General features: G+C 71.5%; 28 protein-coding genes. 13 read left to right on the forward strand and 15 right to left on the reverse strand.

The window, feature by feature from the left end; all coding sequences use genetic code 11:
- Positions 1 to 38: 38 nt before the first annotated feature.
- The 4 genes from AC3EVP_RS25960 to AC3EVP_RS25975 all read right to left on the reverse strand — a co-directional run bounded on the left by AC3EVP_RS25960 (position 39) and on the right by AC3EVP_RS25975 (position 1,596).
- On the reverse strand, positions 39 to 518 hold the full coding sequence (locus AC3EVP_RS25960) for a DUF6907 domain-containing protein (RefSeq protein WP_435133671.1): 480 nt from the start codon (positions 516 to 518) through the stop codon (positions 39 to 41).
- Positions 519 to 628: 110 nt separating this feature from the next.
- A complete protein-coding gene (locus AC3EVP_RS25965) occupies positions 629 to 1,033 on the reverse strand; it encodes a hypothetical protein (protein WP_335971990.1) in 405 nt (134 codons plus the stop codon).
- A 231-nt stretch (positions 1,034 to 1,264) separates the two neighbouring features.
- A complete protein-coding gene (locus AC3EVP_RS25970; RefSeq protein WP_335971988.1) occupies positions 1,265 to 1,390 on the reverse strand; it encodes a hypothetical protein in 126 nt (41 codons plus the stop codon).
- Positions 1,387 to 1,596 carry a hypothetical protein gene (locus tag AC3EVP_RS25975; RefSeq protein WP_335971987.1) on the reverse strand — a complete coding sequence of 70 codons (210 nt, stop codon included), beginning with the start codon at positions 1,594 to 1,596 and terminating at the stop codon, positions 1,387 to 1,389. The genes AC3EVP_RS25970 and AC3EVP_RS25975 overlap by 4 nt, the downstream gene beginning before the upstream one ends.
- 258 nt (positions 1,597 to 1,854) lie before the next feature.
- Between AC3EVP_RS25975 and AC3EVP_RS25980 the strand changes: the two genes are divergently transcribed.
- From AC3EVP_RS25980 to AC3EVP_RS26000, 5 genes are all read left to right on the forward strand, one after another.
- Positions 1,855 to 2,652 (forward strand): helix-turn-helix domain-containing protein, encoded by a 798-nt coding sequence (locus AC3EVP_RS25980; RefSeq protein WP_435133675.1) that lies wholly within the window; start codon positions 1,855 to 1,857, stop codon positions 2,650 to 2,652.
- Positions 2,628 to 2,849 (forward strand): DUF397 domain-containing protein, encoded by a 222-nt coding sequence (locus AC3EVP_RS25985; protein ID WP_435133678.1) that lies wholly within the window; start codon positions 2,628 to 2,630, stop codon positions 2,847 to 2,849. Before AC3EVP_RS25980 ends, AC3EVP_RS25985 begins: the two co-directional genes overlap by 25 nt.
- A gap of 116 nt (positions 2,850 to 2,965) precedes the next feature.
- Positions 2,966 to 3,172, forward strand: a complete 207-nt coding sequence (locus AC3EVP_RS25990; protein ID WP_435133681.1) for a DUF397 domain-containing protein — start codon at positions 2,966 to 2,968, stop codon at positions 3,170 to 3,172.
- Between the two features lie 74 nt (positions 3,173 to 3,246).
- Positions 3,247 to 3,681: a MarR family winged helix-turn-helix transcriptional regulator gene (locus AC3EVP_RS25995; RefSeq protein WP_435133683.1), complete on the forward strand. Its 435-nt coding sequence runs from the start codon at positions 3,247 to 3,249 to the stop codon at positions 3,679 to 3,681.
- Between the two features lie 96 nt (positions 3,682 to 3,777).
- On the forward strand, positions 3,778 to 4,668 hold the full coding sequence (locus AC3EVP_RS26000) for an NmrA/HSCARG family protein (protein ID WP_435133686.1): 891 nt from the start codon (positions 3,778 to 3,780) through the stop codon (positions 4,666 to 4,668).
- Between the two features lie 137 nt (positions 4,669 to 4,805).
- Here AC3EVP_RS26000 and AC3EVP_RS26005 read toward each other — a convergent pair whose 3' ends face one another.
- Positions 4,806 to 5,597, reverse strand: a complete 792-nt coding sequence (locus tag AC3EVP_RS26005) for a class I SAM-dependent methyltransferase (RefSeq protein ID WP_435133688.1) — start codon at positions 5,595 to 5,597, stop codon at positions 4,806 to 4,808.
- A 71-nt stretch (positions 5,598 to 5,668) separates the two neighbouring features.
- Positions 5,669 to 6,400: an SDR family oxidoreductase gene (locus AC3EVP_RS26010; protein WP_335971975.1), complete on the reverse strand. Its 732-nt coding sequence runs from the start codon at positions 6,398 to 6,400 to the stop codon at positions 5,669 to 5,671.
- Between the two features lie 131 nt (positions 6,401 to 6,531).
- Here AC3EVP_RS26010 and AC3EVP_RS26015 point away from each other — a divergent pair, with 131 nt between their 5' ends.
- Positions 6,532 to 7,386 carry a LysR family transcriptional regulator gene (locus AC3EVP_RS26015; protein ID WP_435133691.1) on the forward strand — a complete coding sequence of 285 codons (855 nt, stop codon included), beginning with the start codon at positions 6,532 to 6,534 and terminating at the stop codon, positions 7,384 to 7,386.
- Positions 7,387 to 7,408: 22 nt separating this feature from the next.
- Here AC3EVP_RS26015 and AC3EVP_RS26020 read toward each other — a convergent pair whose 3' ends face one another.
- Both AC3EVP_RS26020 and AC3EVP_RS26025 read right to left on the reverse strand, forming a co-directional pair.
- Positions 7,409 to 8,020 (reverse strand): DUF6879 family protein, encoded by a 612-nt coding sequence (locus tag AC3EVP_RS26020; protein WP_435133693.1) that lies wholly within the window; start codon positions 8,018 to 8,020, stop codon positions 7,409 to 7,411.
- Positions 8,013 to 8,282: a hypothetical protein gene (locus tag AC3EVP_RS26025; RefSeq protein WP_435133696.1), complete on the reverse strand. Its 270-nt coding sequence runs from the start codon at positions 8,280 to 8,282 to the stop codon at positions 8,013 to 8,015. Before AC3EVP_RS26025 ends, AC3EVP_RS26020 begins: the two co-directional genes overlap by 8 nt.
- Before the next feature lie 239 nt (positions 8,283 to 8,521).
- Here AC3EVP_RS26025 and AC3EVP_RS26030 point away from each other — a divergent pair, with 239 nt between their 5' ends.
- Both AC3EVP_RS26030 and AC3EVP_RS26035 read left to right on the forward strand, forming a co-directional pair.
- On the forward strand, positions 8,522 to 8,950 hold the full coding sequence (locus AC3EVP_RS26030; RefSeq protein WP_435133698.1) for a hypothetical protein: 429 nt from the start codon (positions 8,522 to 8,524) through the stop codon (positions 8,948 to 8,950).
- A gap of 85 nt (positions 8,951 to 9,035) precedes the next feature.
- Complete coding sequence (locus AC3EVP_RS26035) at positions 9,036 to 11,240, forward strand: tetratricopeptide repeat protein (protein ID WP_435133796.1); 2,205 nt, start codon at positions 9,036 to 9,038, stop codon at positions 11,238 to 11,240.
- A gap of 10 nt (positions 11,241 to 11,250) precedes the next feature.
- On the opposite strand, the gene AC3EVP_RS26040 is transcribed toward AC3EVP_RS26035, so the two are convergent.
- On the reverse strand, positions 11,251 to 12,213 hold the full coding sequence (locus AC3EVP_RS26040) for a pirin family protein (RefSeq protein WP_335971969.1): 963 nt from the start codon (positions 12,211 to 12,213) through the stop codon (positions 11,251 to 11,253).
- 182 nt (positions 12,214 to 12,395) lie between these two features.
- Positions 12,396 to 12,917: an SseB family protein gene (locus tag AC3EVP_RS26045; RefSeq protein WP_435133702.1), complete on the reverse strand. Its 522-nt coding sequence runs from the start codon at positions 12,915 to 12,917 to the stop codon at positions 12,396 to 12,398.
- 139 nt (positions 12,918 to 13,056) lie between these two features.
- Here AC3EVP_RS26045 and AC3EVP_RS26050 point away from each other — a divergent pair, with 139 nt between their 5' ends.
- Together AC3EVP_RS26050 and AC3EVP_RS26055 are read left to right on the forward strand one after the other, a co-directional pair.
- A complete protein-coding gene (locus AC3EVP_RS26050) occupies positions 13,057 to 14,883 on the forward strand; it encodes an acyl-CoA dehydrogenase (RefSeq protein ID WP_435133705.1) in 1,827 nt (608 codons plus the stop codon).
- Between the two features lie 149 nt (positions 14,884 to 15,032).
- Positions 15,033 to 16,337, forward strand: a complete 1,305-nt coding sequence (locus tag AC3EVP_RS26055) for a M18 family aminopeptidase (protein WP_335971965.1) — start codon at positions 15,033 to 15,035, stop codon at positions 16,335 to 16,337.
- Positions 16,338 to 16,375: 38 nt separating this feature from the next.
- On the opposite strand, the gene AC3EVP_RS26060 is transcribed toward AC3EVP_RS26055, so the two are convergent.
- On the reverse strand, positions 16,376 to 17,413 hold the full coding sequence (locus AC3EVP_RS26060) for a medium chain dehydrogenase/reductase family protein (RefSeq protein WP_435133707.1): 1,038 nt from the start codon (positions 17,411 to 17,413) through the stop codon (positions 16,376 to 16,378).
- 110 nt (positions 17,414 to 17,523) lie between these two features.
- Here AC3EVP_RS26060 and AC3EVP_RS26065 point away from each other — a divergent pair, with 110 nt between their 5' ends.
- A complete protein-coding gene (locus AC3EVP_RS26065; protein WP_435133710.1) occupies positions 17,524 to 18,180 on the forward strand; it encodes a TetR/AcrR family transcriptional regulator in 657 nt (218 codons plus the stop codon).
- A 37-nt stretch (positions 18,181 to 18,217) separates the two neighbouring features.
- Here AC3EVP_RS26065 and AC3EVP_RS26070 read toward each other — a convergent pair whose 3' ends face one another.
- Both AC3EVP_RS26070 and AC3EVP_RS26075 read right to left on the reverse strand, forming a co-directional pair.
- Positions 18,218 to 18,580, reverse strand: a complete 363-nt coding sequence (locus tag AC3EVP_RS26070; RefSeq protein WP_335971961.1) for a beta/gamma crystallin domain-containing protein — start codon at positions 18,578 to 18,580, stop codon at positions 18,218 to 18,220.
- Between the two features lie 188 nt (positions 18,581 to 18,768).
- On the reverse strand, positions 18,769 to 19,809 hold the full coding sequence (locus AC3EVP_RS26075; RefSeq protein WP_435133713.1) for a S66 family peptidase: 1,041 nt from the start codon (positions 19,807 to 19,809) through the stop codon (positions 18,769 to 18,771).
- A gap of 113 nt (positions 19,810 to 19,922) precedes the next feature.
- On the opposite strand from AC3EVP_RS26075, the gene AC3EVP_RS26080 reads away from it, so the two are divergent.
- Complete coding sequence (locus AC3EVP_RS26080; RefSeq protein ID WP_335971956.1) at positions 19,923 to 20,162, forward strand: hypothetical protein; 240 nt, start codon at positions 19,923 to 19,925, stop codon at positions 20,160 to 20,162.
- Here the strand turns inward: AC3EVP_RS26080 and AC3EVP_RS26085 are convergent.
- A complete protein-coding gene (locus tag AC3EVP_RS26085) occupies positions 20,156 to 22,018 on the reverse strand; it encodes an NHL domain-containing thioredoxin family protein (protein ID WP_335971954.1) in 1,863 nt (620 codons plus the stop codon). The genes AC3EVP_RS26080 and AC3EVP_RS26085 overlap by 7 nt on opposite strands.
- Positions 22,019 to 22,082: 64 nt before the next feature.
- Here AC3EVP_RS26085 and AC3EVP_RS26090 point away from each other — a divergent pair, with 64 nt between their 5' ends.
- Positions 22,083 to 22,577: an LURP-one-related/scramblase family protein gene (locus AC3EVP_RS26090; protein WP_435133717.1), complete on the forward strand. Its 495-nt coding sequence runs from the start codon at positions 22,083 to 22,085 to the stop codon at positions 22,575 to 22,577.
- A 24-nt stretch (positions 22,578 to 22,601) separates the two neighbouring features.
- On the opposite strand, the gene AC3EVP_RS26095 is transcribed toward AC3EVP_RS26090, so the two are convergent.
- Positions 22,602 to 23,378 carry a carbon-nitrogen family hydrolase gene (locus AC3EVP_RS26095; RefSeq protein ID WP_335971950.1) on the reverse strand — a complete coding sequence of 259 codons (777 nt, stop codon included), beginning with the start codon at positions 23,376 to 23,378 and terminating at the stop codon, positions 22,602 to 22,604.
- Positions 23,379 to 23,391: the final 13 nt, after the last annotated feature.

Genomic DNA, 23,391 nt, shown 5'->3' on the forward strand with positions numbered 1-23,391 from the left:
CTCGGGAAAAGGAGCACACTGGCTCGGAGAAGGGAGCTTCAGGGCGTGGGCCAGGTGGTGATCGCGGAGAGGAGCGCCGGACGGATCTCGTGGTCGAGACGGTCCGCCTGGGCGCGGAGAAGGTGCGCGAGATTGAGGAGCCCGTCAGGGTCGAGATCGGTGATCCACGTCTCCTCACAGAGGTGGACGTTGGCGACGGGCATGCGGGGATCGGGGTGGAAGGCGTAAGGGGTGCAGTCGATGGTGCAGGAGAAGATCTCCTGGGAGGTCGGGCGGCCGGTGGGCCCGGGGGCGCTGTAGAGGTTGATCCGCTGCCCGGGGAAGCGGGCGGTGTGGTGGATGTCGGCGAGGCGGTCCGCCAACTGGTCCGCGGGGACGTTGTGTTCGCTGGGGTCGTCGCCCGCCCACGGCGGCAGGTAGCCGGTGACGGTACGCCCGTCGGACGTCGTGATGGTCCACTGCCGCGGCAGTCCGGGTAACACCGGGAACTCGGCCGGGTCGGGCGAATTGCTGGTCATGCGAGGCGTTCCTTCTCTACGGCGGTACGGTTCGACGACAGTTCAACGGCCCTACGGCGCAAGGCGGTCCAGGGCTCGAGACGTATCTGCGGCTCCACGGCGGAGCCGCCCTACATCCACGCCTCCTTCCGCAACGGCAGCACCGTCGCGACCCGCGGCGGATCGTCCAGCTCCCAGCTGTGCCCGCCCGCGTGCCCCGCGAACTCACTGCACGGGCTGTCCACTTCGCGCCCGGCCGGGCAGTCCGGTATCTCCAGCACGGCGTTCGGCTCGCCGCCGTCCCGCCACAGTGCCCACAGCGTCCCGGCGTCCGGTCCGCGCAGGTTGAGCGCCGCACCGTAGTGAACCGGCCCCCGGTGCACCTCGATCGTGCACACCAGCGTCGCGAACATGTCCTCCCGGGTGTACGCGTACGCGTCGTCCGCCGCCACCAGGCTCAGCACCGTACGCACCAACTCGTTCGGCACCAGGGTCCGTCGACCACAGATGAAGCGCTGCGCGCGCCGCACGGGCATGCCCCGCACCTCCTCCCGCCATCGCTCCCGCGATCGCTGTTGCTCTTGCCACTGCTCATGCTCATGCTCCTCTGAGCCTGAACTGCGCGGCTCTACCGCGCAGTGGTGCCCTCAGAGGGGACCCGCCCCGGTCGTCGGCGACCAAACCGAGAGTCCGTCCCCGCCCGGGGGTGGGAAAACGGGGACCCGAAAGGACTCGGTCCGACCGGGGCGGGCGTTCACAGGGAAACGTCAAGGACCGTACGGGTCAGCGGCGATGACCAGGCCGATCTCCAGCCCGCACAGCGCCGCCAACCCGACCAGCACCACGATCCCGGTCCAGCCCATCAGCAGGACCAGACCCCACTTGCGGATCACGTGCGCACTCCCTCCAGATCGGCCACCGCCAGTGCCTCGGCCCGCAGCTCCCTCTCGCTGGCCGGCCGCACGCTCCCGGGGTCCGCCGACCACAGTCCGCGCCGCCCGGGCCGCTGGAGGGACAGCAGGCCACCGGTCTGCCGCAGCACCTCGCCGAGGTCCCCCGTCATCGTGTCCACCACCCATGTGCCTTCCGGGTACACCATGTGATCGGTCTCCGTGATCGCATTCTGACGTTCCGTGAACAAGAATGCACTGCGCGGCCTACGATCGGCATATGTGAGCCGTTGCCGTCCACGTAGGACTAGGCGGCGAGCCAAAACACGTCTGTCAGGGCGTCACCACTGCGCACTTGGCCGCCTGAGTGCGTACGCAGTGCGCCGATTGACCAGACCTCAGGACAAGGAGAAAGGGCTCTCTTTACTGATGAACAGCTTCATCGAAGGACTATCTCAGCTCGCAGGATGTACGCGGAAGAGCTCGCGCGGCTACGTCAGCTCCACGGGTGGAGTCTCGTCGAGCTGGGTGACCTCTGCAACTACGAGCAGTCGTACCTCCACCGCCTGGAAACCGGCGGCCGCCTGGGCACGATCGAGGCCGCCCAGGCGCTGGACAAGGTCTACGGCACGGCCCACCTGGTCAAGCTGTGGAAGCTCGCCAAGGAGGAGTCGAAGCGCAGCCGCTACGACGGCTTCGTTGAGTTGGAGGCCGACGCGACCAGCATCCAGGAGTTCTGCGTCACGACGGTTCCTGGTCTGCTGCAAACGAGGGCGTATGCGGAGACCCAGCTCCGGACGGCCGAGCCGGAGAACGAGGAGGTGCTGGCAGCGGGAATCGAGGCCCGGATGCGTCGACAGGAGATCCTCACCGGTGACAACCCCAAGAAGTACCGAGGGCTTCTGGACGAGTCGGTGATTCGGCGGCTGCCGCAGGACCCCACGGTGCGAAACGAGCAGTTGGAACGGCTCATCGACGCGATGCAGCAGCCCAACATCACAATCCAGATCGTGCCTTTCAGCGCTGGAATGCACAGTCTCCTCAACACCGCGCTCCAGTTGCTGTGGCTGCCAAATGGCCGGACCGTCGCGTACGTGGAGACCGACTGGAGCGGCCAGTTGATCGAGGAAATCGAGGACGTCGAGCGACTTCGCTTGCTCTACGATCAGCTCCGGGACTCCGCTCTGTCGCCCTCCGAGTCCCTGCAGCTACTGCGATCCGCACTGGAGGAACACACCCCATGTCCCACTCCACCCCAGACCTGAGCGCAGCCGCCTGGCGCAAGTCGTCTTACAGCGGGAGCTCGGACCCGAACAGCTGCATCGAGGTGGCCGACGGCTACACCGGCATCGTGCCCGTACGCGACTCCAAGGACCCGCAGGGACCGGCGCTGACGTTCACCGATGCCGCGTGGACCTCGTTCGTGACGGCCGTACGCGCGGATGAGTTCCCGACTGCCTGAACCAATTCGGGCCAAAGGGGCGCAAGTGGCTGTCCAATCCAGCCGCTTGCGCCCCACACTCATTCTCACAGCTCCCCCGCCCGATCGACGTCTGACCCGTCGAAGGAGCACCTGACATGCCGTACCCGAACCCGACCTGGCGGAAGTCGTCCTACAGCGGCGGCGCGGACCCGGACAGCTGCATCGAGGTGGCCGACGGCCACCCCGCACTCGTCCCCGTGCGCGACTCCAAGGACCCGCAGGGACCCGCGCTGACCTTCACCCGCGACGCCTGGACCGACTTCGTGACGGCCGTACGCACGGACGAGTTCCCCGCCGTCTGACCACCGCAGGCACCCGGAGCTGCCGGCCTGCGACGGGTAGGCTGATCGTTCGGCATCGGACCGGGGAGGCCGGCGTGGACTATGGCGACAAGCTCTTCTGGCTCTCGGTGGTGATCCAACGCAAGTACGCGGAGATCTGCGCCGGGTTCGACCTGACCCCCTTGCAGGCCACCCTGCTCTGCGCGATCAGGGACAGGCCGCGGCAGATGGCCGACCTCGCCGCGTCGTTGGGTATGACCAAGAACGCACTGAGCCAGCTGGTCGACCGCACCGCGCGGCGCGAGTGGGTCAGCCGGGCGAACTCGGCGCAGGATCGGCGGGTCGTCATGCTCAGTGTGACCCCCGCGGGGAAGGTGCTCGCCGAGGCCGTCTACGCCGAGGTCGCCAAGCGCCTGCCCGAGATCGCGAAGAACCTCGACGCCGACGACCAGCGCGACTTCGAGCGCGTGGCCACCGCCATCGTGGACACCTCGGACCTGTCCGCGCCCACCTCGCACACCTCGGAGTGACCCCTCCCCCCGCTCAGCCGTCGCATCCGCACCTTGACGACGTTCATGCCGTGAACTAGTTTCGTTCACGGCATGAACTAGTGAAGGGTGTCAGCGATGAGCACACAGACGACCGGCACGATCGCGGTCTTCGGCGCGACGGGGCAACAGGGCGGGGCGGTGGTCGACGCGCTGCTGGACCACAAGGCGCGGGTGCGGGCGCTGGTCCGCGACCCGCGGTCCGAACGGGCCCAGGCGCTGGCCGCCCGCGGCGTCGAGCTGGCGGCGGTCCGGACCGACGATCCGGCGTCGCTGGCCGCCGCGCTGGCGACGGTCGAGGGGTTCTCCTTCATGACCCCGGAGGCGAACAGCCTCGAAGAGGTCGAGACGGAGATCCGCATCGGTACCGCGCTCGTCGACGCGGCGGTCGAGGCGGGCGTCCCGCACGTCGTGTTCAACTCGGTCTTCGGAGCGGACCGGGAGGCGGGGGTCCCGCACCACGACTCGAAGCACGCGATCGAAGAGCACCTGAGGAAGTCCGACCTCAGGGCCTCGATGGTCCGCGCGACCGCCTTCATGGACAACTTCGCGAGCGTGATCGCACCGAGCCTGGAGCACGGGGAGATCGTGGTGAGGATGCCGCTGCCGGAGGACGTCGCCCTGAAGATGATCTCGATCAGGGACATCGGCCGGGTCTCCGCCGCGCTCCTGCTCGGCATCGCGGAGGCGCCCGGCGGGGCCGTCGAGCTCGTCGGCGACGAGCTGACGGGACCCGAGATCGCCGCGGTGTTCGGCGCGCGTGCCGGGCTCCCGGCACGGTACGAGGCCCTCCCGTTGAGCGTGCTCCCCACCGACCTCGACAAGGCGATGTTCCGCGAGTTCGCGAAGGCGGCGGAACACCCGTCGGACCTCGCGGTGGTGCGCTCGATCGAGCCGGACACCCTGGACCTGGCCGCGTGGATTCGAACCACCGGCTGGACCGCGCCCACCACCGTGGTCGGCTCCTGACCCTGGGGCCGCGATGCAGGCGCTACGGCGACTTCGGGCGCGGCGGGATCGGCGCCGTTGGCAAGCGCCGAGGGGGAGTTGGACCCCGAGGCGCGCGGACGGCCACTTGGCCTTCCCACTCGACGCGGGCTGACCGGTCAGGGTCGGCGGCGGGCGAGGTGGATGTGGAGGTCGGCGGTGAGAACGACGGTGGCGGGCAGGACGGCGGCGATCGCGCGGAGGGCGTGGCGCCGCTCGGCGGCGGGCAGCATCAGGTAGGCGGAGATCGTGCCGAGGTGGCCGAGGTAGTCGTCGGCGGTCATCGTCAACTTCCGCTGGATCACTGTCTGTTGGACGTCGGCGAACCGGTCGGAGCGCTGGAGTTCGGTGCCCGGCCACTGCATGGGGTGGTCCGGGGGTGTGCCGTCGGGCGAGGGGATGTCGTCGCGGTCCATGAAGGGCGCGCGGGCGGCGCGGACCGCCTCCGCCACGGCCGGGTCGGCCAGTTGGACGGGGCCGCCGAAGCAGGCGAAGACCCCGCCCGGGCGGAGGAGCGCGGCCACGCGGGGCCAGCGGCCGTCCGGGGCGGTCCAGTGCAGGGACGCGGCGGCGTACATCAGGTCGTACGGGGGCGGTCCGGCGCCGTCCTCCGACCGTAGGGCCTGCGGGCTGAGCTGCTCGAACGCGGCCTGGACGGTGCGGACTTCAGCCGGTACCCGGCGGCGCAGTTCGGCGAGCATCGCGGGGTCGGGCTCGGTCGCGGTGACGGCGGTGCCGCGGGCGGCGAAGAGGCGGGTGGCCTTGCCGGTGCCGGCGCCGATCTCCAGGGCGGTGCGCGGCGGGTGGCCCGCGTACGCCGTCACGGTGTCGGCCAGCGCGGCGGGGTAGCCGGGGCGGAAGCGTTCGTACGCTTCCGCCCCGGCTCCGAAGCTGAGGGCGCGGTCGGCCATGCGGAGCATCCTGGCACGGCCGGCGCGCCGTACGCCCGGGGTGCCCCGGGTGCCCCGGGGTGCGGTGCGGGCTACCAGGGCACCACGCCCTCGTCGTCGTAGAAACCGCCGGTCGGGCCGTCGTCGGGGAGCGACGCGAGGCGGATCGCGATCGCCGCGCCCTGGCGGGGGGTGCGGACGCCGCGGAAGCCGTTGAGGTCGGTCGCGCAGAAGCCCGGGCAGCCCGCGTTGATCAGGATGTTCGTGTCGCGCAGTTCCTTCGCGTACTGCACGGTCACGCCGTTGAGGAACGTCTTCGACGCCGCGTACGCCACGGAGATCGGGCCGGTTTCGGCGCCGGGCGTGGTCTGGCGGGTCAACGACCCCACGGTGCTGGACATGTTGACGATCCGCGGCGACGCCGAGCGGCGCAGCAGCGGGAGCAGCGCGTTGGTGACGCGGATGACGCCGATGACGTTCGTCTCGACGGCGGTCCGCACGGTGTCGAGGGCGACGGTGGTGGGGGTCTGCGGGAGGGAGCCGGTGACGCCCGCGTTGTTGACGAGGACGTCGAGGCGGCCGGCGCGCTCCTCGATGAGGCGGGCCGCGGCGGCGGCGCTCTCGTCGTCGGTCACGTCGAGGGGGACGCCGAACGCGTCGACGCCGTCCGCCGTGAGCTTGCGCACCGCGGTCTCGCGGCGCTCGTCGTCGCGGGCACCGACGCCGACGCTCCAGCCGAGGGCGCCGAGGCCGGCCGCGATCTCGTAGCCGATGCCCTTGTTCGCGCCGGTGACCAGCGCGATCGTCTTCTTCTCTGCGGTCATGACTTCAGCGTGCTGCGGGTCCGGCCGCGAAGCCAGGACCATGTCGGTGGGGGGCTATACCCGGCGGGTATCGGTGCAGTTCATGGTGGCTTTACGGCCGGTGGCGGGGGCGGCTCGGGTACCGTGGCGGGATGGAGACGCGGGAGCTGCGGTACTTCGTCGCCGTCGCGGAGGAGCTGCACTTCGGGCGGGCGGCGCAGCGGCTGGGGATCGCGCAGCCGCCATTGTCGCGGGCGATTCGGCAGATGGAGCGGCGGCTCGGCGCGCCGCTGCTGGAGCGGACGAGTCGCGGGGTCGCGCTGACGGAGGTCGGTGCGGTGCTGCTGCGGGAGGGGCGGGCGGCGCTCGACGCGGTGGACGCGGCCGACCGGCGGGCGCGGCGGGCGGCCGCGGCGGCGGGGGGCGGCGGCAGCGCGGCCATCGTCCTGGTGACGAAGGCGGGTGCGGCCAACGACCTGCTGGCGAAGCTGCTGGACGCGTACGCGGCCGAGCCGGGCGCGGTGCCGGTCGATGTGGTGCTGTGCCGGCCCGGGGAGCAGGAGCGGCTGCTGCGCGACGGGCGGGCGGACGTGGGGCTGCTGCACCTGCCGTTCGACTCGACGGCCGGGTTCGACACGGAGGAGCTGCGGGTCGAGGGCCAGGTGGCGGTCCTCCCGTCGGGTCATCCGCTCGCGACCCGGGGGGAGTTGCGGGTGGCGGACATGGCCGAGCTGCCGGGGCTGCCGCTGCCGCGCTGGCCCCGCTTCGACGGGACCTTTCCCGACGGGCCCGGGCCCGAGGTGCACGACCACACCCAGTTGCTCCAGCTCATCTCCCTCGGCCGGGCCGCGGCCGTCCTCCCCGAGGCCTCCCGGGCCGGCCTCCACGAGGGCCTGACCGCGGTCCCGCTCACCGACGCCCCCACGGTCACCACGGTCATCGCCTGGCCCCCGCACAGCACCTCCCGCCCCCTGGCCGCGCTCATCACCACGGCCACCCGGCTGTGACGCCCAGGGCGGAGGCCGGACGCTACGGCGCCGTGGCGGGCGGTGGCAGCGGGGCCACCTCGCGGGCGAAGAAGGGTTCGTACTCCTGCGCGCGGGCGTAGAGCGCGTCGAAGCCGGCGGAGGTCTCCGCGATGAGGGCGGGGTCGGTGAAGCGGTTCGCACCGTCGGCGTTGCCGTCGGCGTCGTACTGCACCTCGAACATGACGACGTCCCCGAGGACGACCACTTCGGGCACGGGATGCTGCTTCTCGATGTCGGCGATGGCGGCCGCGTCCAGTACGCGGATGGGGTCGCCTTCCTGTGTGCGCACCCGCAGGACGTGCAACTCCCATTGCACGTAGGGGGTGAGCGGGAATTCCACCACGCGCAGGCGGCGCTGGAGGACGCCGAGGCGTTCCGCTTCCCTCATCTGCTGCGCGTAGCCGGCGCGGCGCTCCTCGATCAACTCGATCGCCGTGTCCCACTCACCAGCGGCGAACGCCTCCCAGCTGGCGAATCCGCGTTCCTTGAAATGCTGCCCGCGCTCCAGTTTGTTCATGTGCCGGATTCCACTGGAGAAAACCCGGTAGAAATCCTCGTGGTACGCGGGGCGGTCGAGTCGCTCGGGCCGTGCGGCCGCGAAGGAGTCAAACACTCGGGATGTCCGGCTTCGCCGCGACGAGCATGCTGCGCGGGATCACCACGAGGCGCTCGTCGGCCCCCAACGAGACGCCCTCCGGCAGGCGCGTGCCGAGCGAACCGGTCACGTCGCGCCCGATGACGGCGATGTCGCCGTTGTCCAGCTCCCAGAGGTCGGGGCAGTCGGGGCTGTCCGAGGTGACGCCCAGTTCCTGGGGGGACTTGCCCAACCGGCGCCGAAATCCGGTATTCGGATCGGCGTCCCACGGCCTCGTCACAGATGCCCCCTCGGATGGCCTGCGGATCACCTGCGCATTCGGGAATCCGCCCACCATAGCACCGACCCATTAGGGGCAATATTGTCGCGCGGTCGATTCCGAAGGAAACAGGCCATCTCGTACATGCAACCGATTCGCCTTACGCGACCTGCGATTCATGTCATCCTCTTGGGGGAAAGCGCGGCAGGCGTACGGCCACGCAACCGCGGACAACCGTGAACGACACAACCAGGAGAGCAGTGGACCCGGAGATCACAGCACTCACCCAGGAGGCCGGCGGCACGCTGGTCGCGCTGATGGCCACGGACACCTGGCAGGCGGTCCGCGGGGCCGTGCTGCACATGTGGCAGGCCCGCCAACCCGAGCACGCCGCCGCCGTGGACGCGGAGTTAACCGCCGACCAGCAGGAAGCCGCCGCAGCCGGACTGTCCGCCGCCCCCGACGGCGACCGCGTCCTGGCCGAACTCCGGTCCCAGTGGCAGGCCAACTTCCGGCGCCTGGTGGCGGCACACCCTGAGGCCGCCGCTGAACTCCGCGCCCTGCTCGCCGACTTCCCCCCACCCCCGGTAGCCGCCGACGCCTCCCCCGCGCTCGCCCAGCACGCCACGGCCTCCGGCTCCGGCCGCGTCTACCAGGCAGGACGCGACCAGCACATCACCGAGCGATGACCACCCCATGACCGGCGGCCCGGGTGGCGACGACCCGAACCGGGCGTCGGGGAAGCGCGACGCCTCCCCCCACCCGGGCCCCGGCATGACCGGCAGCGCCGAGGACAGCGCCCGGGTCTACCAGTCCTCGGGCGACCAGTTCATCACCGAACACCACCACCACGGCTCCGAGCCGGTCGAAGCCCGCGCCTCGCGCTTCGCAGGCGACCGCGCAAGCTGGCCGGATTCCGTACGCCGCCCGGCGATCGGCCGCACCCCCGTCGTCCTCCGTGACCGCTCCGACGTGCTGGCCCGGCTGCGGCAGGGCATCGCGACCGGCCGCGGCGGCGCCGTGTACGTCCTGCACGGCATGGGCGGCTGCGGCAAGACCGCGGTCGCCCACGACGTGTTCCGGATCGCGATCCGCGAGTTCGACCGGGTCGGTCTGTGGGTCAACGCCGCTGACCGGGCGAGCCTGCGCGCGGGCATGCTCGCGGTCGCCGCGGACCGAGGTGCCGGCGACGGGGAACTCCAAGCCGCGCGCCATGGTTACCGCCCGGCCGCGGACCTCGTATGGGACCGCCTCGACCAGTCACCGGAGCCCTGGCTGCTGGTGCTCGACAACGCCGACGACCCGGCGATCCTGCGCGACGGCAGCTGGCTGCGGGAGAGCCCCGGCGGCATTGTGGTCGTCACCACCCGCCGTGCCGCGGCCCGCTGGTGGCCGGGAGCACAACTTCAGCACATCGGCGTTCTGCCGCAGGACGCCGCCGCGCAGGTGCTCTGCGACCTCGCGCCGCACAGCGGGACGCTGGAGCAGGCCGCCCGGATCGCCGAGCGACTGGGGCGGCTGCCCCTCGCACTCACCCTCGCGGGTGGCTTTCTCGCGCAACAGGTCATCGATCCCTGGACGTTGGACACCTACGGCCGCCATCTTGACGAAGGCGCGCGTGTGGACCTCATCGACCAAGGAGCTGATGGCTTGACCGGCGACGACCCGCGCCACCTTGTCGGCCGCACCTGGCAGTTGACCCTCGACTCCTTCGAGGCGAACGGACTGCCGGAAGCGGTGGTCCTGCTGCGGCTGCTGGCCAGGCTCGCCCCCGAGCCACTGCCGCTGTCGGTGCTGGGCCGCCCGGAGATCGGGGCGGTCCTGCCGCCGGCCCGGGCCGAGGCCGCGCTGACCGCACTGCTCGACCACTCGCTGGCCCAGCTCGTCGACCTCGGAGTGCGGTGCGTGCACGGCCACGGCGTGCTGCTCGACAGCGTCGCCACGGCGACTCCGGCCGAGGACGTACCGGTACTGGACACGACCGCCGTCCACCTGCTCGACGCCAGTGTGCCCGCGCAACCGGACGCCGGGCCGTACGACCCGAGGTTGCGGCTGCTCGCACCGCATGTGCTGGCGCTGCTCCGGCAGCCGGGAGCGCCTGAGCACGGCACGGCGGGGTCCGGACGTACGGCGGCCACCACCGCGGACGTCCTGGCCGTCGCCACCCGCCTCGCCGTCGCCCTGCACCGGACCGGCGACTACCTGTCCGCCTGGGAGACCGCGGGCGCCGCCGCGACCCTGGCCGAAGGCACGCTCGGCCCCGAGCACCGCGGGGTGCTCGCCGCCCGTTCCCGGACCGGACGGTCCCTCTTCCGGCTGGGCCGCTACGACGAGGCCGAGGCCCTGCTGCGCCGCACCCGCGACACCCAGCAGCGGCTGCTCGGTGCCACCCATCCCGACACCCTCGACTCCTGCCACGCGCTGCAACTCGTCCTCGGCAACCACGGCAAGCGCGACGAGGCGATCAGGCTGCTCCGGTCGACCATCGCGGCACGCCGACAGGTGCTCGGGCCCGGTCATCCGGCGACGCTCCGGTCGCGTGCCAGCATGCTGACCCTGCTGACCGGACCCGAACTCGCCGCGGAGGAGGGCGGATCGCTTCTGGAACTGGCCGAGGACTGCGTCCGCCACCTGGGCCCCGAGCACACCGTCACGCTCACCGCACGCCACAACCGCGCAAGAGCGCTGTTCGTGCTGGGCCGCCCCACCGGCGCCGACGAGGAGATCCGCCAGGTCATCGGGTTGTACGAGCAGCGTTTTGGTCCCGACCACCCGACGGTCCTTGCCGCACGACAGTTGCGCGCCCAGACCGCGGCCGCGCTCGGCGACCGCGGGACGGGTGTGGCGATCATGGCGGATGTCACCGCCCGCCGGGAGCAGAACCTCGGCAGTGACCACCACTTCACGACGGTGAGCCGGGCCCTGCTCGAAGCTCTGCGCGACGGCAGTTGGCAGCCGCCGCTGCCCGCCGGGCCGTGACCCGGGCGGGTCAGGTGCCCAGGGGGGAGTCGGTGGGGATGGAGCCGAGGCGGCCGGCCTGGAAGTCGTCGAAGGCCTGGGCGAGTTCGGCGTGGGTGTTCATGACGAAGGGCCCGTACTGCATCATCGGCTCGCGGATGGGGAGGCCGCCGAGCAGCACCACCTCGAGGTTCTCGCTGCGCGAGTCCTGCTTCTCGTGGGCGCGCAGGGTCAGCGCGTCGCCCTTGCCGAAGAGGACCGCCTGGCCGAGGTGGAAGGGGCGCGCCTCGGGGCCGGCGAAGCCGTTGCCGGCCAGGCCGTAGGCGAGGGCGTTGAAGTCCGCGCGCCAGGGCAGGGTGACCGTGGCGCCGGGGTTGACGGAGACATGGATCATCGTGATCGGGGTGTGGGTCGCGCCCGGGCCGCGGTGCCCGTCGAGGTCGCCGGCGATCAGGCGGATCAGGGCGCCGCCGTCCTCGGAGGTGAGCAGCTTCAGGCCGCCGGCGCGGATGTCCTGGTACTTCGGCGGCATCATCTTGTCCGCCTTCGGGAGGTTCACCCAGAGTTGGAGGCCGTGGAAGAGGCCGCCGCTGAGCACCAGGGACTCCGGCGGGGTCTCGATGTGCAGCAGTCCGGACCCGGCGGTCATCCACTGGGTGTCGCCGTTGGTGATGGTGCCGCCCCCGCCGTGGCTGTCACGGTGGATGAAGGTGCCGTCCATGATGTACGTCACCGTCTCGAAGCCGCGGTGCGGGTGCCAGGGGGTGCCCTTGGGCTCCCCCGCCGCGTAGTCCACCTCGCCCATCTGGTCCATGAGGATGAACGGGTCCAGGTGCCGGTAGTCGATGCCGGCGAAGGCGCGGCGGACCGGGAAGCCCTCGCCCTCCAGCCCGCTCGGCGCGGTGGTCACCGTCAGCGCGGGCCTCGACGTGCTCCCCTGTGCCGGGCTGACCCGGGGCAGGCTCAACGGGTTCTCAACGGTCACTGCGGGCATGACGTCCTCCTAGCGGATGCTGAAATCCAAAGTAGTTGAACTCTGAACATCTCGCAAGGCGCGCCTGTTCCCTCGCGGGTGCACAGGGGAGCGACAGGGTAGTGACAGGGGAGCGAGCAGGGGCGCACGCGCGGCGCACACCTGCCCCGTACAGCGGTGGTGCGGTACGCCCTAGCCGCGCATCAGCCGTACATGCGGCGCATCGTGAAGTCGACCATCTGCTCGACCGCCTTCGCGTCGAACACCATCCGGTGCTGGCCGTCGATGTCCAGGACGAAGCCGTAGCCGGTGGGGAGCAGGTCGAGCACCTCGGCGCCGGTGATGACGAAGTACTTGGACTCCTTGCCCGCGTACCGCCGCAGCTCCTTGAGCGAGGTGAACATCGGGATGACCGGCTGCTGGGTGTCGTGCAGCGCCAGGAACCCGGGGTTCTCGCCGCGCGGGCAGTACACCTTGGACGTGGCGAAGATCGCCTGGAAGTCCTCGGCCATCATCGCGCCGGTGGTGAACGCGCGCACCGCGTCGGCGAGCGACGGCGGCGAGGGCTCGGGGTAGGCGGCGGACGGCTCCGAGTACCCCGGACCGCCCATCTGACCGCCGCCCATCGGCGCGCCGCCCATGGGGGGACCCATCGGCGGACCCATCGGGCCGGCGCCCATCTGACCGCCCGGCCCGCCATTCACGCTCTGCTCGTAGCCGTACACACGTGCAAGGGTATCGACCCGCGCGGGCCGGCAACGAGGAAGCCGTCACATCGGGCCCGGTAGGGGTTGCGTCTTATTACCGACGGGTAGCATCATTTCGGTGAAGCCTTCTTCTTGACTGCGATACGGAGCCTTGGTCATGGGCCACTACAAGCCGAACCTCCGCGACATCGAGTTCAACCTCTTCGAGGTCCTGGGCCGCGACCAGGTCTACGGCACCGGTCCGTTCGCGGAGGTGGACGTCGACACCGCGAAGGACATCCTGGGCGAGGTCGCCCGCCTCGCCGAGCACGACCTCGCGGACTCGTTCACTGACGCCGACCGCAACCCGCCCGTCTTCGACCCCGAGACCAGCACCGCGCCGGTCCCCGAGTCGTTCAAGAAGAGCTACGCGGCCTACATGGACGCGGAGTACTGGCGGCTCGGCCTGCCCGAGGAGATCGGCGGCACGGCCGCCCCCCGCTCCCTGATCTGGGCCTTCGGCGAGCTGGTGCTCGGCTCCAACCCCGCCGTGTGGATGTACGCCAGCGGCCCCGCCTTCGCCCGCATCCTCTTCGAGGAGGGCACCGAGGAGCAGAAGGCGATCGCCACCTTCGCGAGCGAGAAGCGCTGGGGCTCCACGATGGTGCTCACCGAGCCCGACGCGGGCTCCGACGTGGGCGCCGGCCGCACCAAGGCCGTCAAGCAGGAGGACGGCAGCTGGCACATCGAGGGCGTCAAGCGCTTCATCACCTCCGGTGAGCACGACCTGAGCGAGAACATCCTGCACTACGTCCTGGCCCGCCCCGAGGGCGCCGGCCCCGGCACCAAGGGCCTGTCGCTGTTCATGGTGCCGAAGTACGAGTTCGACTTCACCACCGGCGAGCTGGGCGAGCGCAACGGCGTGTACGCCACCAACGTCGAGCACAAGATGGGCCTGAAGGCGTCCAACACCTGCGAGCTCACCTTCGGCGACAAGCACCCCGCCAAGGGCTGGCTGATCGGCGACCGGCACGACGGCATCCGCCAGATGTTCCGGATCATCGAGTTCGCCCGCATGATGGTCGGCACCAAGGCGATCGCCACCCTGTCCACCGGCTACCTCAACGCGCTGGAGTACGCCAAGGAGCGCGTCCAGGGCCCGGACCTGGCCAAGTTCACCGACAAGGCCGCGCCCAAGGTCACCATCACCCACCACCCCGACGTGCGCCGCTCGCTGATGACGCAGAAGGCGTACGCGGAGGGCATGCGCGCCCTGGTGCTCTACACCGCGACCGTCCAGGACGCGATCCAGGCCGCCGAGTCCCGCGGCGAGGACGCCAAGCAGCTGCACGGGCTCAACGACCTGCTGCTGCCGATCGTCAAGGGTTACGGCTCCGAGCGGTCCTACGAGCAGCTCGCCCAGTCCCTCCAGACCTTCGGCGGCTCCGGCTACCTCCAGGAGTACCCGGTCGAGCAGTACATCCGGGACGCCAAGATCGACACCCTCTACGAGGGCACCACCGCGATCCAGGGCCAGGACTTCTTCTTCCGGAAGATCGTCCGCGACCAGGGGCAGTCGCTCACCGCGCTCAGCGAGGAGATCAAGAAGTTCCTCGCCGAGGCGCCGGGCGGCGAGGAGCTGGCCGCGGCCCGCGACCAGCTCGCGAAGTCCGCGGCCGACCTGGAGGCGATCGTCGGCACCATGCTCACCGACCTCGCGGCGACCGAGCAGGACGTGCGCTCCATCTACAAGGTCGGGCTCAACTCCACCCGGCTGCTGCTCGCCTCCGGCGATGTCGTCATCGGCTACCTGCTGCTGCGCGGCGCGGCCGTCGCCGCCGAGAAGCTGCCCGCGGCGAGCGGCAAGGACAAGCCCTTCTACACCGGCAAGGTCGCGGCGGCGAAGTTCTTCGCGGCCACCGTCCTGCCGGAGGTCGCCACCGCGCGCACCCTGGCCGAGGCGGTCACGCTGGACGTCATGGACCTGCCCGAAGAGGCCTTCTGACCCGAAGAGGCCCTCTGACCGGTCCGGTCGGCCCCTCGTCAACGCCGCGTGCCGTCACCCCCCCGGGGTGGCGGCACGACGCCGTTGCCGCAGGCCACACCCCCACCGCGGACCGGCTGCCTACAGCGTCCGTAACTAAGCTGGCCGCCATGACCACTCAGCAGCGTCCCGCGTTCGACCGCGGGCACACCGACGACCTGGCCGCGTTCGTACGATCCGCGCCCACCCCCTACCACGCGGCCGCCTCCGTGGCCGAGCGGCTGGACGCGGCGGGCTTCACCCGGGTCGACGAGAACGAGCGGTGGGCGGACGCCGCGAGCGGTCCCGGTGGGCGGTACGTCGTACGCGGCGGCGCCGTCGTCGCCTGGTACGTGCCGGAGGGCGCCGCGCCGCACACCCCGTTCCGCGTGGTCGGCGCGCACACCGACTCGCCGAACCTGCGGGTCAAGCCGCAGCCCGACCTCGGCGCGCAGGGCTGGCGGCAGATCGCCGTGGAGATCTACGGCGGCCCGCTGCTCAACAGCTGGCTCGACCGCGACCTGGGCATCGCCGGGCGGCTGTCACTGCGCGACGGCTCCACCCGCCTGGTGAACGTGGACCGGCCGCTGCTGCGGGTGCCGCAGCTCGCCATCCACCTCGACCGGTCCGCGAACGACTCGCTCAGCCTGGACCGGCAGCGGCACCTCCAGCCCGTGTGGGGCCTGGGCGAGGTGACCGAGGGCGACCTGATCGGCTTCCTCGCCGGGGAGGCGGGGGTCGCCGAGGCCGACGTGGCCGGCTTCGACCTCATGACGCACGACGTGCAGGCCCCGTCGTACCTGGGGCGGGACCGCGAGCTGTTCGCCGGCCCGCGGCTGGACAACCTGCTGTCCACGCACGCCGGGGCGGCCGCGCTGATCGCCGCCGCGGCCCGGCCCGACCTGGCCCATGTGCCGGTGCTGGCCGCCTTCGACCACGAGGAGACCGGCAGCCAGTCCGACACCGGCGCCGGCGGCCCGCTGCTCGGCCGGATCTTCGAACGGTCCGTGCTGGCGCGGGGCGGCGACCAGGAGGACGTGCTGCGCGCACTGGCCGCGACGGTCTGCGCGTCCTCCGACGTCGGGCACGCGGTGCACCCCAACTACGCCGAGCGGCACGACCCGAGCCACCACCCGCGGGCCAACGGGGGGCCGATCCTCAAGACCAACGTCAACCAGCGCTACGCCACCGACGGGGTCGGCCGGGCGGCGTTCGCCGCCGCGTGCGAGCGGGCCGGGGTGCCGTTGCAGCACTTCGTCTCCAACAACACGATCCCCTGCGGGACGACGATCGGGCCGATCACCGCGGCCCGGTACGGGATCACCACGGTGGACGTCGGGGTGCCGCTGCTGTCGATGCACTCGGCGCGGGAGCTCGCCGGGGCGGACGACCCGCACCTGCTGGCCAGTGCGCTGGCGGAGTTCCTGGCAGGGTGAGGGCAGGGGCGGGGCCGTGAGGGCCGGCGGCCGCGCCCTCACGGGACGAGGATGACCTTGCCCGCGACCGTCCGGGACTCGGCCAGCTCCAGCGCCGCGGACGCCTCGGCCAGCGGGATGCGCGCGGCGATCTGCGGGGTCAGGACGCCCTCGTCCACCAGGCGCAGCACCTGCGTGAGGTCCTCGGCGAGCCGCTGCCGGAAGGCGGCCTTGCGGCGGCGGCCGGCCCAGAAGTTGTAGAAGTGCGCGCCCTTGCCGTTGGGCAGGGCGTTCCAGGCCAGGATGCGGGCGAGGAGCAGGAGCACCGGCAGCTGGGAGTTGCCCTCGTCGTCCTTGGTGGCGGCCGTGCCGTAGGAGACCAGGGTGCCGCCCTTGCGCAGCAGCGACCAGGAGCGGGCCAGGCCCGCGCCGCCGACGTGGTCGAAGACCGCGTCCACGCCGCCTGGGGCGAGTGCGCGCAGGCGCGCGTACAGGTCCGGGTCGCGGTAGTCGACCGGGGTCGCGCCCAGGGCGCGGACGGCGTCGTGGTGGCGCGGGGAGGCGGTGCCGATCACGGAGATCCCGGCGTGCCGGGCGAGTTGCACCAGGGTGGAGCCGACACCGCCGTTGGCGCCGAGGACCACTATGGTGCCGCCGGCGCGGACCTTGGCGATGCGGTGCAGCATCTGCCAGGCGGTGATGCCGTTGACGACGACCGTCTCCGCCGCGGCGGCGTCCACCCCGTCGGGGACGGGTACGAGGTCGGCCGCCTCGATGAGCTGGTGGCTGGCCCAGCTGCCGACCTTGGTGACCGCGGCGAAGCGCCGACCGACCATCCCGGCGTCCACCCCGGGCCCTGCCGCGGTGACGGTGCCGACCACGTCGTAGCCGGGGACGAAGGGGAATGCCGGCTGGTCGTAGTACTTGCCGCGGCGCATCTGCTGCTCGGCGAAGGAGACGCCGGTCGCGTCCATCCGCAGGACGACCTGGCCGGCGGCCGGCTGCGGCAGGTCCCGGGTCCTGACCTCCAGGCCGCTCGGCTCGACCGCGGCGGGCAGGACGACCTCCGTGGCGCGGACGGTAATGGTGCTGGTCATGGCGTGCTCCCTCAGGCTCGGCCCGTTTCCTTACGCTTGTAAAGCTACACACGTAAGCAGACGGCTGCAAGACACTGCGGCAGTAAGTTTTCAGGTGTAAGGTCACAGCCGTGAAAGAGACCACCCCGGCCGAGACGGCCGCACCGAAGCCCACCCGCGCCCGCAACCGCCGCGGCGAGGGGAACCGGCTGCGCGACGACATCGTCAGCGCCGCGACCGAGCTGCTGGACGAGACCGGCGACGAGCGCGCCATCACCCTGCGGTCCGTCGCCCGCCGGGTCGGCATCGCCGCACCCTCGATCTACCCGCACTTCCCGGACCAGCCGGCGATCATGCTGGCCGTCGTCCAGGGCGAGTTCGCCGAACTGGGACGCGAACTGCGCATCTGCGCGGAGCAGGCCGGCGACGACCCCCGCGACCGGCTCTTCGCGATCTGCGAGGGATACCTGCGCTACGCCCGCGAGCACCCCGAGCGCTACCGCACGATGTTCGGCGGCCTGTGGATGCCGAGCCTCGGCGACAGCTCCGTGACCGAGGCGGACCTCGCCGACCTCGGCCTGGACACCATGGAACTGCTCATCGGCGCGCTCAGCGAGTGCGTCGCCACCGGGCAGTCCACCAGCGCCGATCCGGGCGGGGACGCGATCGCGCTCTGGCTGGGCCTGCACGGCCTGGCCCACCAGCGCGCCGTCACCCGCGTCCACTTCTGGCCGCCGGACACCGGCGACCGCATCATCGCCGCACTCGCCCACCTCACCGCCACCTGAGGCCGGGGCGGGGCCCCGCCGCGCCCCGGCCCACCGGTCAGTTGATGTGGATGAAGGTCACGGTGCCGTTGACCGCGATGTTCCGCTGGTCCTTCAGGAAGTTGACCTGCACGGCGCTGCTGCCCCGGTCCACCCGGACATAGCCCGCGTTGTTGCCGGAGTTGAGGTACGAGACGTCGTAGACGGCGACGGGCAGGTCCCCGGCGTTGGCGAAGCAGAGTTCCTCACCGGAGGGCTGTTTCCACAACTGCAGGAAGTCCGACCGGTTGTCGCAGTCGGTGCGGTTGACGGCCGCGCTGGTCGGTGCCGCCACGGCGGCCGCCGCAGATCCGGCGACCATCGTCGCGGCGAACGTGACGGCGAGCGCCGCCTTGAGCGTCTTGTCGGGCTGGAATTTCATGCCGTTCCCTCGGGTCTCGTGCCTGCGAAAGGAATGCGTGCACCCAGGCCGTGAAAAGCCTGCGCGCACGGTCACTTTAGCGAGGAAAATAAGGGACGCAATGTTTTTCCGACCCCCGTCACCCACCCCCGCGGAAAGTGGGAAAATCAAACAAACAATTCCCGCAATTGCGCCACCCGACGCGCCACCTAATACTCCACGGTGATCCGCCGCGCGGGCCCGTCCACCCGGACCTGGCCGCCGTACGGGATGACCTGCTGCGGGTCGGTGTGCCCGAGGTCGACGTCGAAGACGATCATCGTGTCGGGGGCGTACTGCCCGAACGCCCGCAGCACGGCCTCCTGTTGCCGCGCGCGGTGGGCGACGCGCTCCTGCGGCGGCAGCGGCCGGTCGAAGGACCAGCTCTTGGCGCGGCCCATCAGCAGCGCGGGGAACCGCTGGAGCAGACCGCGTTCGCCCATGTTGCGCAGGATGCGGAAGACCTCCTCGCCGGAAGGCAGTTCCTCCGACGTCTCCAGGAACAGCACGCACCCTTCGTACGCCTCGGGCGCTTTGATACCGCGGTCGGCCATCAGCAGCCAGGACAGGATCTCCAGGTTGCCGCCCCAACTCGGGCCCTGCACCACCCGGTCGGGCCGGTGCCAGGTCCAGCCGCCGGCCGGCTCCATCGCGGGCTCCGCCGTGAAGGTCGCCGGGTCCTCCCACCGCCGTCCCACGTCGGTGAACTCGGCGGCGGGCACCAGTTCGTACGGGCCCGACCCGAGCAGCGCGGCGCGCAACGACCGTTCGGTGAGCGGGTTCAGGGCGCCGGGCCGGCCGAACTCCACCATCACGCTGCCGCCGTGGTAGCCGACGATCCCCAGGTTCCACAGGTGGACCAGCAGGTTGGTGCAGTCGCTGTAGCCGAAGAACGGCTTCGGGTTCGCCCGCAGCAACTCCGTGTCCAGCAGCGGAAGGACGGTGATCTGGTCGTCCCCGCCGATGGTGCTGATCACCGCCTTGACGCCGGGGTCGGCGAACGCCGCGTGCAGGTCCGCGGCCCGCTCGGCGGGGGTCGAGCCGATCCGCCGGGTGGCGGGGTACTCCACCACCTCCAGCCCGAACTGCTCGCGCAGCCGGGTGAGGCCGAGTTCGTACGGCAACGGCAGCACCGCCGGCAGGCCGGAGGACGGTGAGAGCACCGCGACCCGGTCGCCCGGGCGCGGTTTGGCGGGGTGGCGGAATTCCATGCCGCCATGGTCCTCGACGAGCGGGCGGTACCGCGAGCTGATTGTGCGGCAGAGGGCGGGGTAGGCGACAGCCGTTACCGCAATGTCGTCAACTCGACTGGGAGGCGGACACTGTGGGAATCGGAGGCTGCATAGTCCTCATCGCCATCGGCGGGATCATCACGTTCGCGACCGACTGGCACATGAAAGGCGTCAACGTCGACCTGGTCGGCCTGATCATGATGGCCGTGGGCATCGTCGGACTCGCCGCGTACGTGAGCATCTTCAAGCGCCGGCGCATCCCGCCCACGGCGGACGGCGACGTGCCGCCCGTCGTGGAGGAGCGCTACTACCCGTCCGAGCGGCGCTACTGAGCCGCTTCCGCCGGACCGTCGTCCCCGTCGTCCTCGCCGTCCATACCGGCCAGCACCAGGGCCAGGCGGGGCGCGCCGGCGGGGGTGAGACGGACGGGGACACCCCAGTCCTGCTGGTGGACGTGGCAGGCGGGGTAGGGGTTGGCGGGGTCGTCGTCGCAGGACGCGGCCATCGCCGAGATGTGCAGGACGCCCTCGGGAACCGCGGGGTCCAGTTCCAGGTCGCGGAAGAGGTCGGTGCCCTTGCCGGTGCCCGCCCTGAGCAGGCCGGGCGGGGTCGACTCGACCAGCAGGCGGGTGGCCGGGCCGTAGCGGTCGTCGAGCTTCTGGCCGGGCGGCGCGCTGAAGACCACGTCGAGCCGGAACGGGCCCGCCGCCACATCGGTGGCGGCGCGCTGCGTGCGGTGTGCCTCGCCCTGCACGCGGGCCGCCTCCTCGGGCAGCCTGATCCGGGTCAGCCGGTGTGCCGCGGACTCCACGACCACCACGTCGCCGTCGACCACCGCCGCGTCCGAGGGTTCGCGCAGGTCACCCGCGAGGGTGGTCACCTCGCCGGTCGCCGGGTCGTACCGGCGCAGCGCGTTGTTGTAGGTGTCGCTGATCGCGACCGAGCCGTCCGGCAGCGCGGTGACGCCCAGCGGGTGCTGGAGCAGCGCCTGCCCGGCCGGCCCGTCGCGGTGCCCGAAGTCGAAGAGCCCGGTGCCGACCGCCGTGCGGATCACGTACCCGTCGCCGTCGGCGGCCCGTTCGGCCCAGCGCAGCGCGGACGTCTCGGAGTCGGCGATCCACAGCTTGCCGTCGGCCGCGGACAGCCCCGACGGCTGGGCGAACCAGGCGTCGCCGGCGTGCCCGTCGACCAGGCCCTCGTTGGTGGTGCCCGCCGCGACCTCGACCCGCTCGGTGGCGGGGTCGTACGTCCACAGCTGGTGGACGCCGGCCATCGCGATCCACACCCGGTCGTCGTACCAGGCCACGTCCCACGGCGAGGACAGGTCCACCTCCAGGGCGGGTCCGGAGCTGCGCGAGCCCTGCCACCACTGGCGGCCGGTGCCCGCGACCGTGGTGACCTGCCCGGTCTCGAGGTCGAGGCGGCGCAGCGCGTGGTTGACGGTGTCGGCGACGATGATCGCGCCCCCGGGCAGCAGCGCCAGGCCCTGCGGCTCGCTGAACCGCGCGGTCCGCTCGTCGCCGTCGGCCAGGCCCCGCTCGCCGGTGCCGATCCGGCGCACCACGGTCTCGCCGTCGGCCGCCAGCTCGACCAGCGCGTGCCGGGTGGAGTCCGACACCAGGTAGTGGCCGCTGCCGGGCAGCGCCAGCATCTTGCCGGGGAAACGCAGGTCCGTCGAGACCGGCTCCGGCGGCACGTACAGTCCGTCGCCGCGGCGCAGGGTGCCCTTGGCGGCGTGCTCCTGCTCCAGCCGGTTGACCAGCTTCTCCAGCGCGTGCGCGTGTCCCTCCCCGGCGTGCTGGGCGACCACGTAGCCCTCCGGGTCGATCACGACGAGCGTCGGCCAGGCCCGTACCGCGTACTGCCGCCAGGTGGCCAGCTCCGGGTCGTCGAGGACCGGGTGGTGCACGCCGTAGCGCTCCACCGCGTCGACCACCGCCTGGTGCTCCGCCTCGTGCACGAACTTCGGCGAGTGCACGCCCACGATCACCACGGTGTCGCGGTGCCGTTCCTCCAGCTCGCGCAGCTCGTCCAGCACGTGCAGGCAGTTCACGCAGCAGAACGTCCAGAAGTCGAGGATCACGATCGATCCGCGCAGATCGGCGAGGGCGGGTTGGCGGTCTCCGGTGTTCAGCCAGCCGCCCTTGCCAACCAGCTCGGGCGCCCGGACACGTGCACGTGCAGTCATATCCCCATCAAACCGCATCGCGGCGGTGAACACATTCCCGGCCGGAGCGGGTACATGTCCCCCCATGAAATACGTGGTGCGGGAGAAGATGTTCGCGGTCGGCGACGACTACTGGGTGGAGGACGAGCACGGGCGGCGCGCGTTCTACGTGGACGGGAAGGTGCTGCGGATCAGGGACACCCTGGAGATCCAGGACGCCGAGGGCAACGAGGTGGCGGTCATCCACCAGAAGCTGCTGAGCCTGCGCGACGCGATGACGATCGAGCGCGGCGGGCAGACCCTGGTGACCGTCAAGAAGAAGCGGCTCGCCTTCCTGCGCGAGGTCTTCCGCGCGGAGCTGGCCTCCGGTGAGGAGCTGGAGATCCGCGGCGACCTCATCGACAAGGAGTACGACATCGAGTACGAGGGGGAGCGGCTCGCCCGGATCTCCCGCCGCTGGTTCACTCTGCGGGACTCCTACGCCGTCGACGTGGAGCGGGAGGACGCCGACGCGGGCATGCTGCTGGCGATCGCGGTGTGCGTGGACCACATCGTCGCCAAGGAGCACGACTCCGACTGATCACAGGCGGCGGTTTCCGGCTGGTCACAGCCGGCGGTCGCGCAGGACCGGGAAGTCCGCCCGGGTGGCGGCCACCGAGGAGGGGTCCAGGTCCGCGGTGAGGGTCTGCGCGTCCGGGCCCGCCTCGCACAGGATCTCGCCCCAGGGGTCGACGATCATGCTGTGGCCGGCCTGCGGCACCCCCGCGTGCGTGCCGGCGGTGCCGCAGGCGAGGACGTACGCCTGGCACTCCACCGCCCGCGCCTGGGCCAGGACCCGCCAGTGGGCGAGCCGGCGGGCGGGCCAGCCGGCGGGCAGCACGACGATCTCCGTCCCGGCGTCGACCAGCAGCCGGAACAGCTCCGGGAAGCGCAGGTCGTAACAGGTCGCGAGGCCGAGTACGGCATCGGGGTGGCGCACGGTGACGACTTCCGCGCCGGGCGCCATCAGCGCGGCCTCGCCGCGGTCGAAGCCGAACCGGTGGATCTTGCGGTAGGCGCCGCGGAGCTCGCCGTCGGGCCCGAAGACGAGCGAGGTGTTGTAGAGCGGCCCGTCCGGGTCGCGCTCGACGACCGAGCCCGCGTGCAGCCACACCCCGGCGTCGCGCGCGGCCGCGCCCATCGCCTCGACGGTCGGCCCGTCCGGCACCTGCTCGGCCTCGGCCGCGAACAGGTCCGCGGCGAAGGCGCCCACGGTCCACAGTTCCGGCAGCACCACGAGATCCGCCCCGGCCTGCGCACGTACCAGCGCCGCCACCCGGGCCCGGCGGACGGCCGGCAACTCGGCGGGGTCCACGTCGATCTGGAGAAGCGTTGCGCGCATCCGTACACCGCCC

The organism is Actinacidiphila sp. bgisy144 (assembly GCF_057708105.1).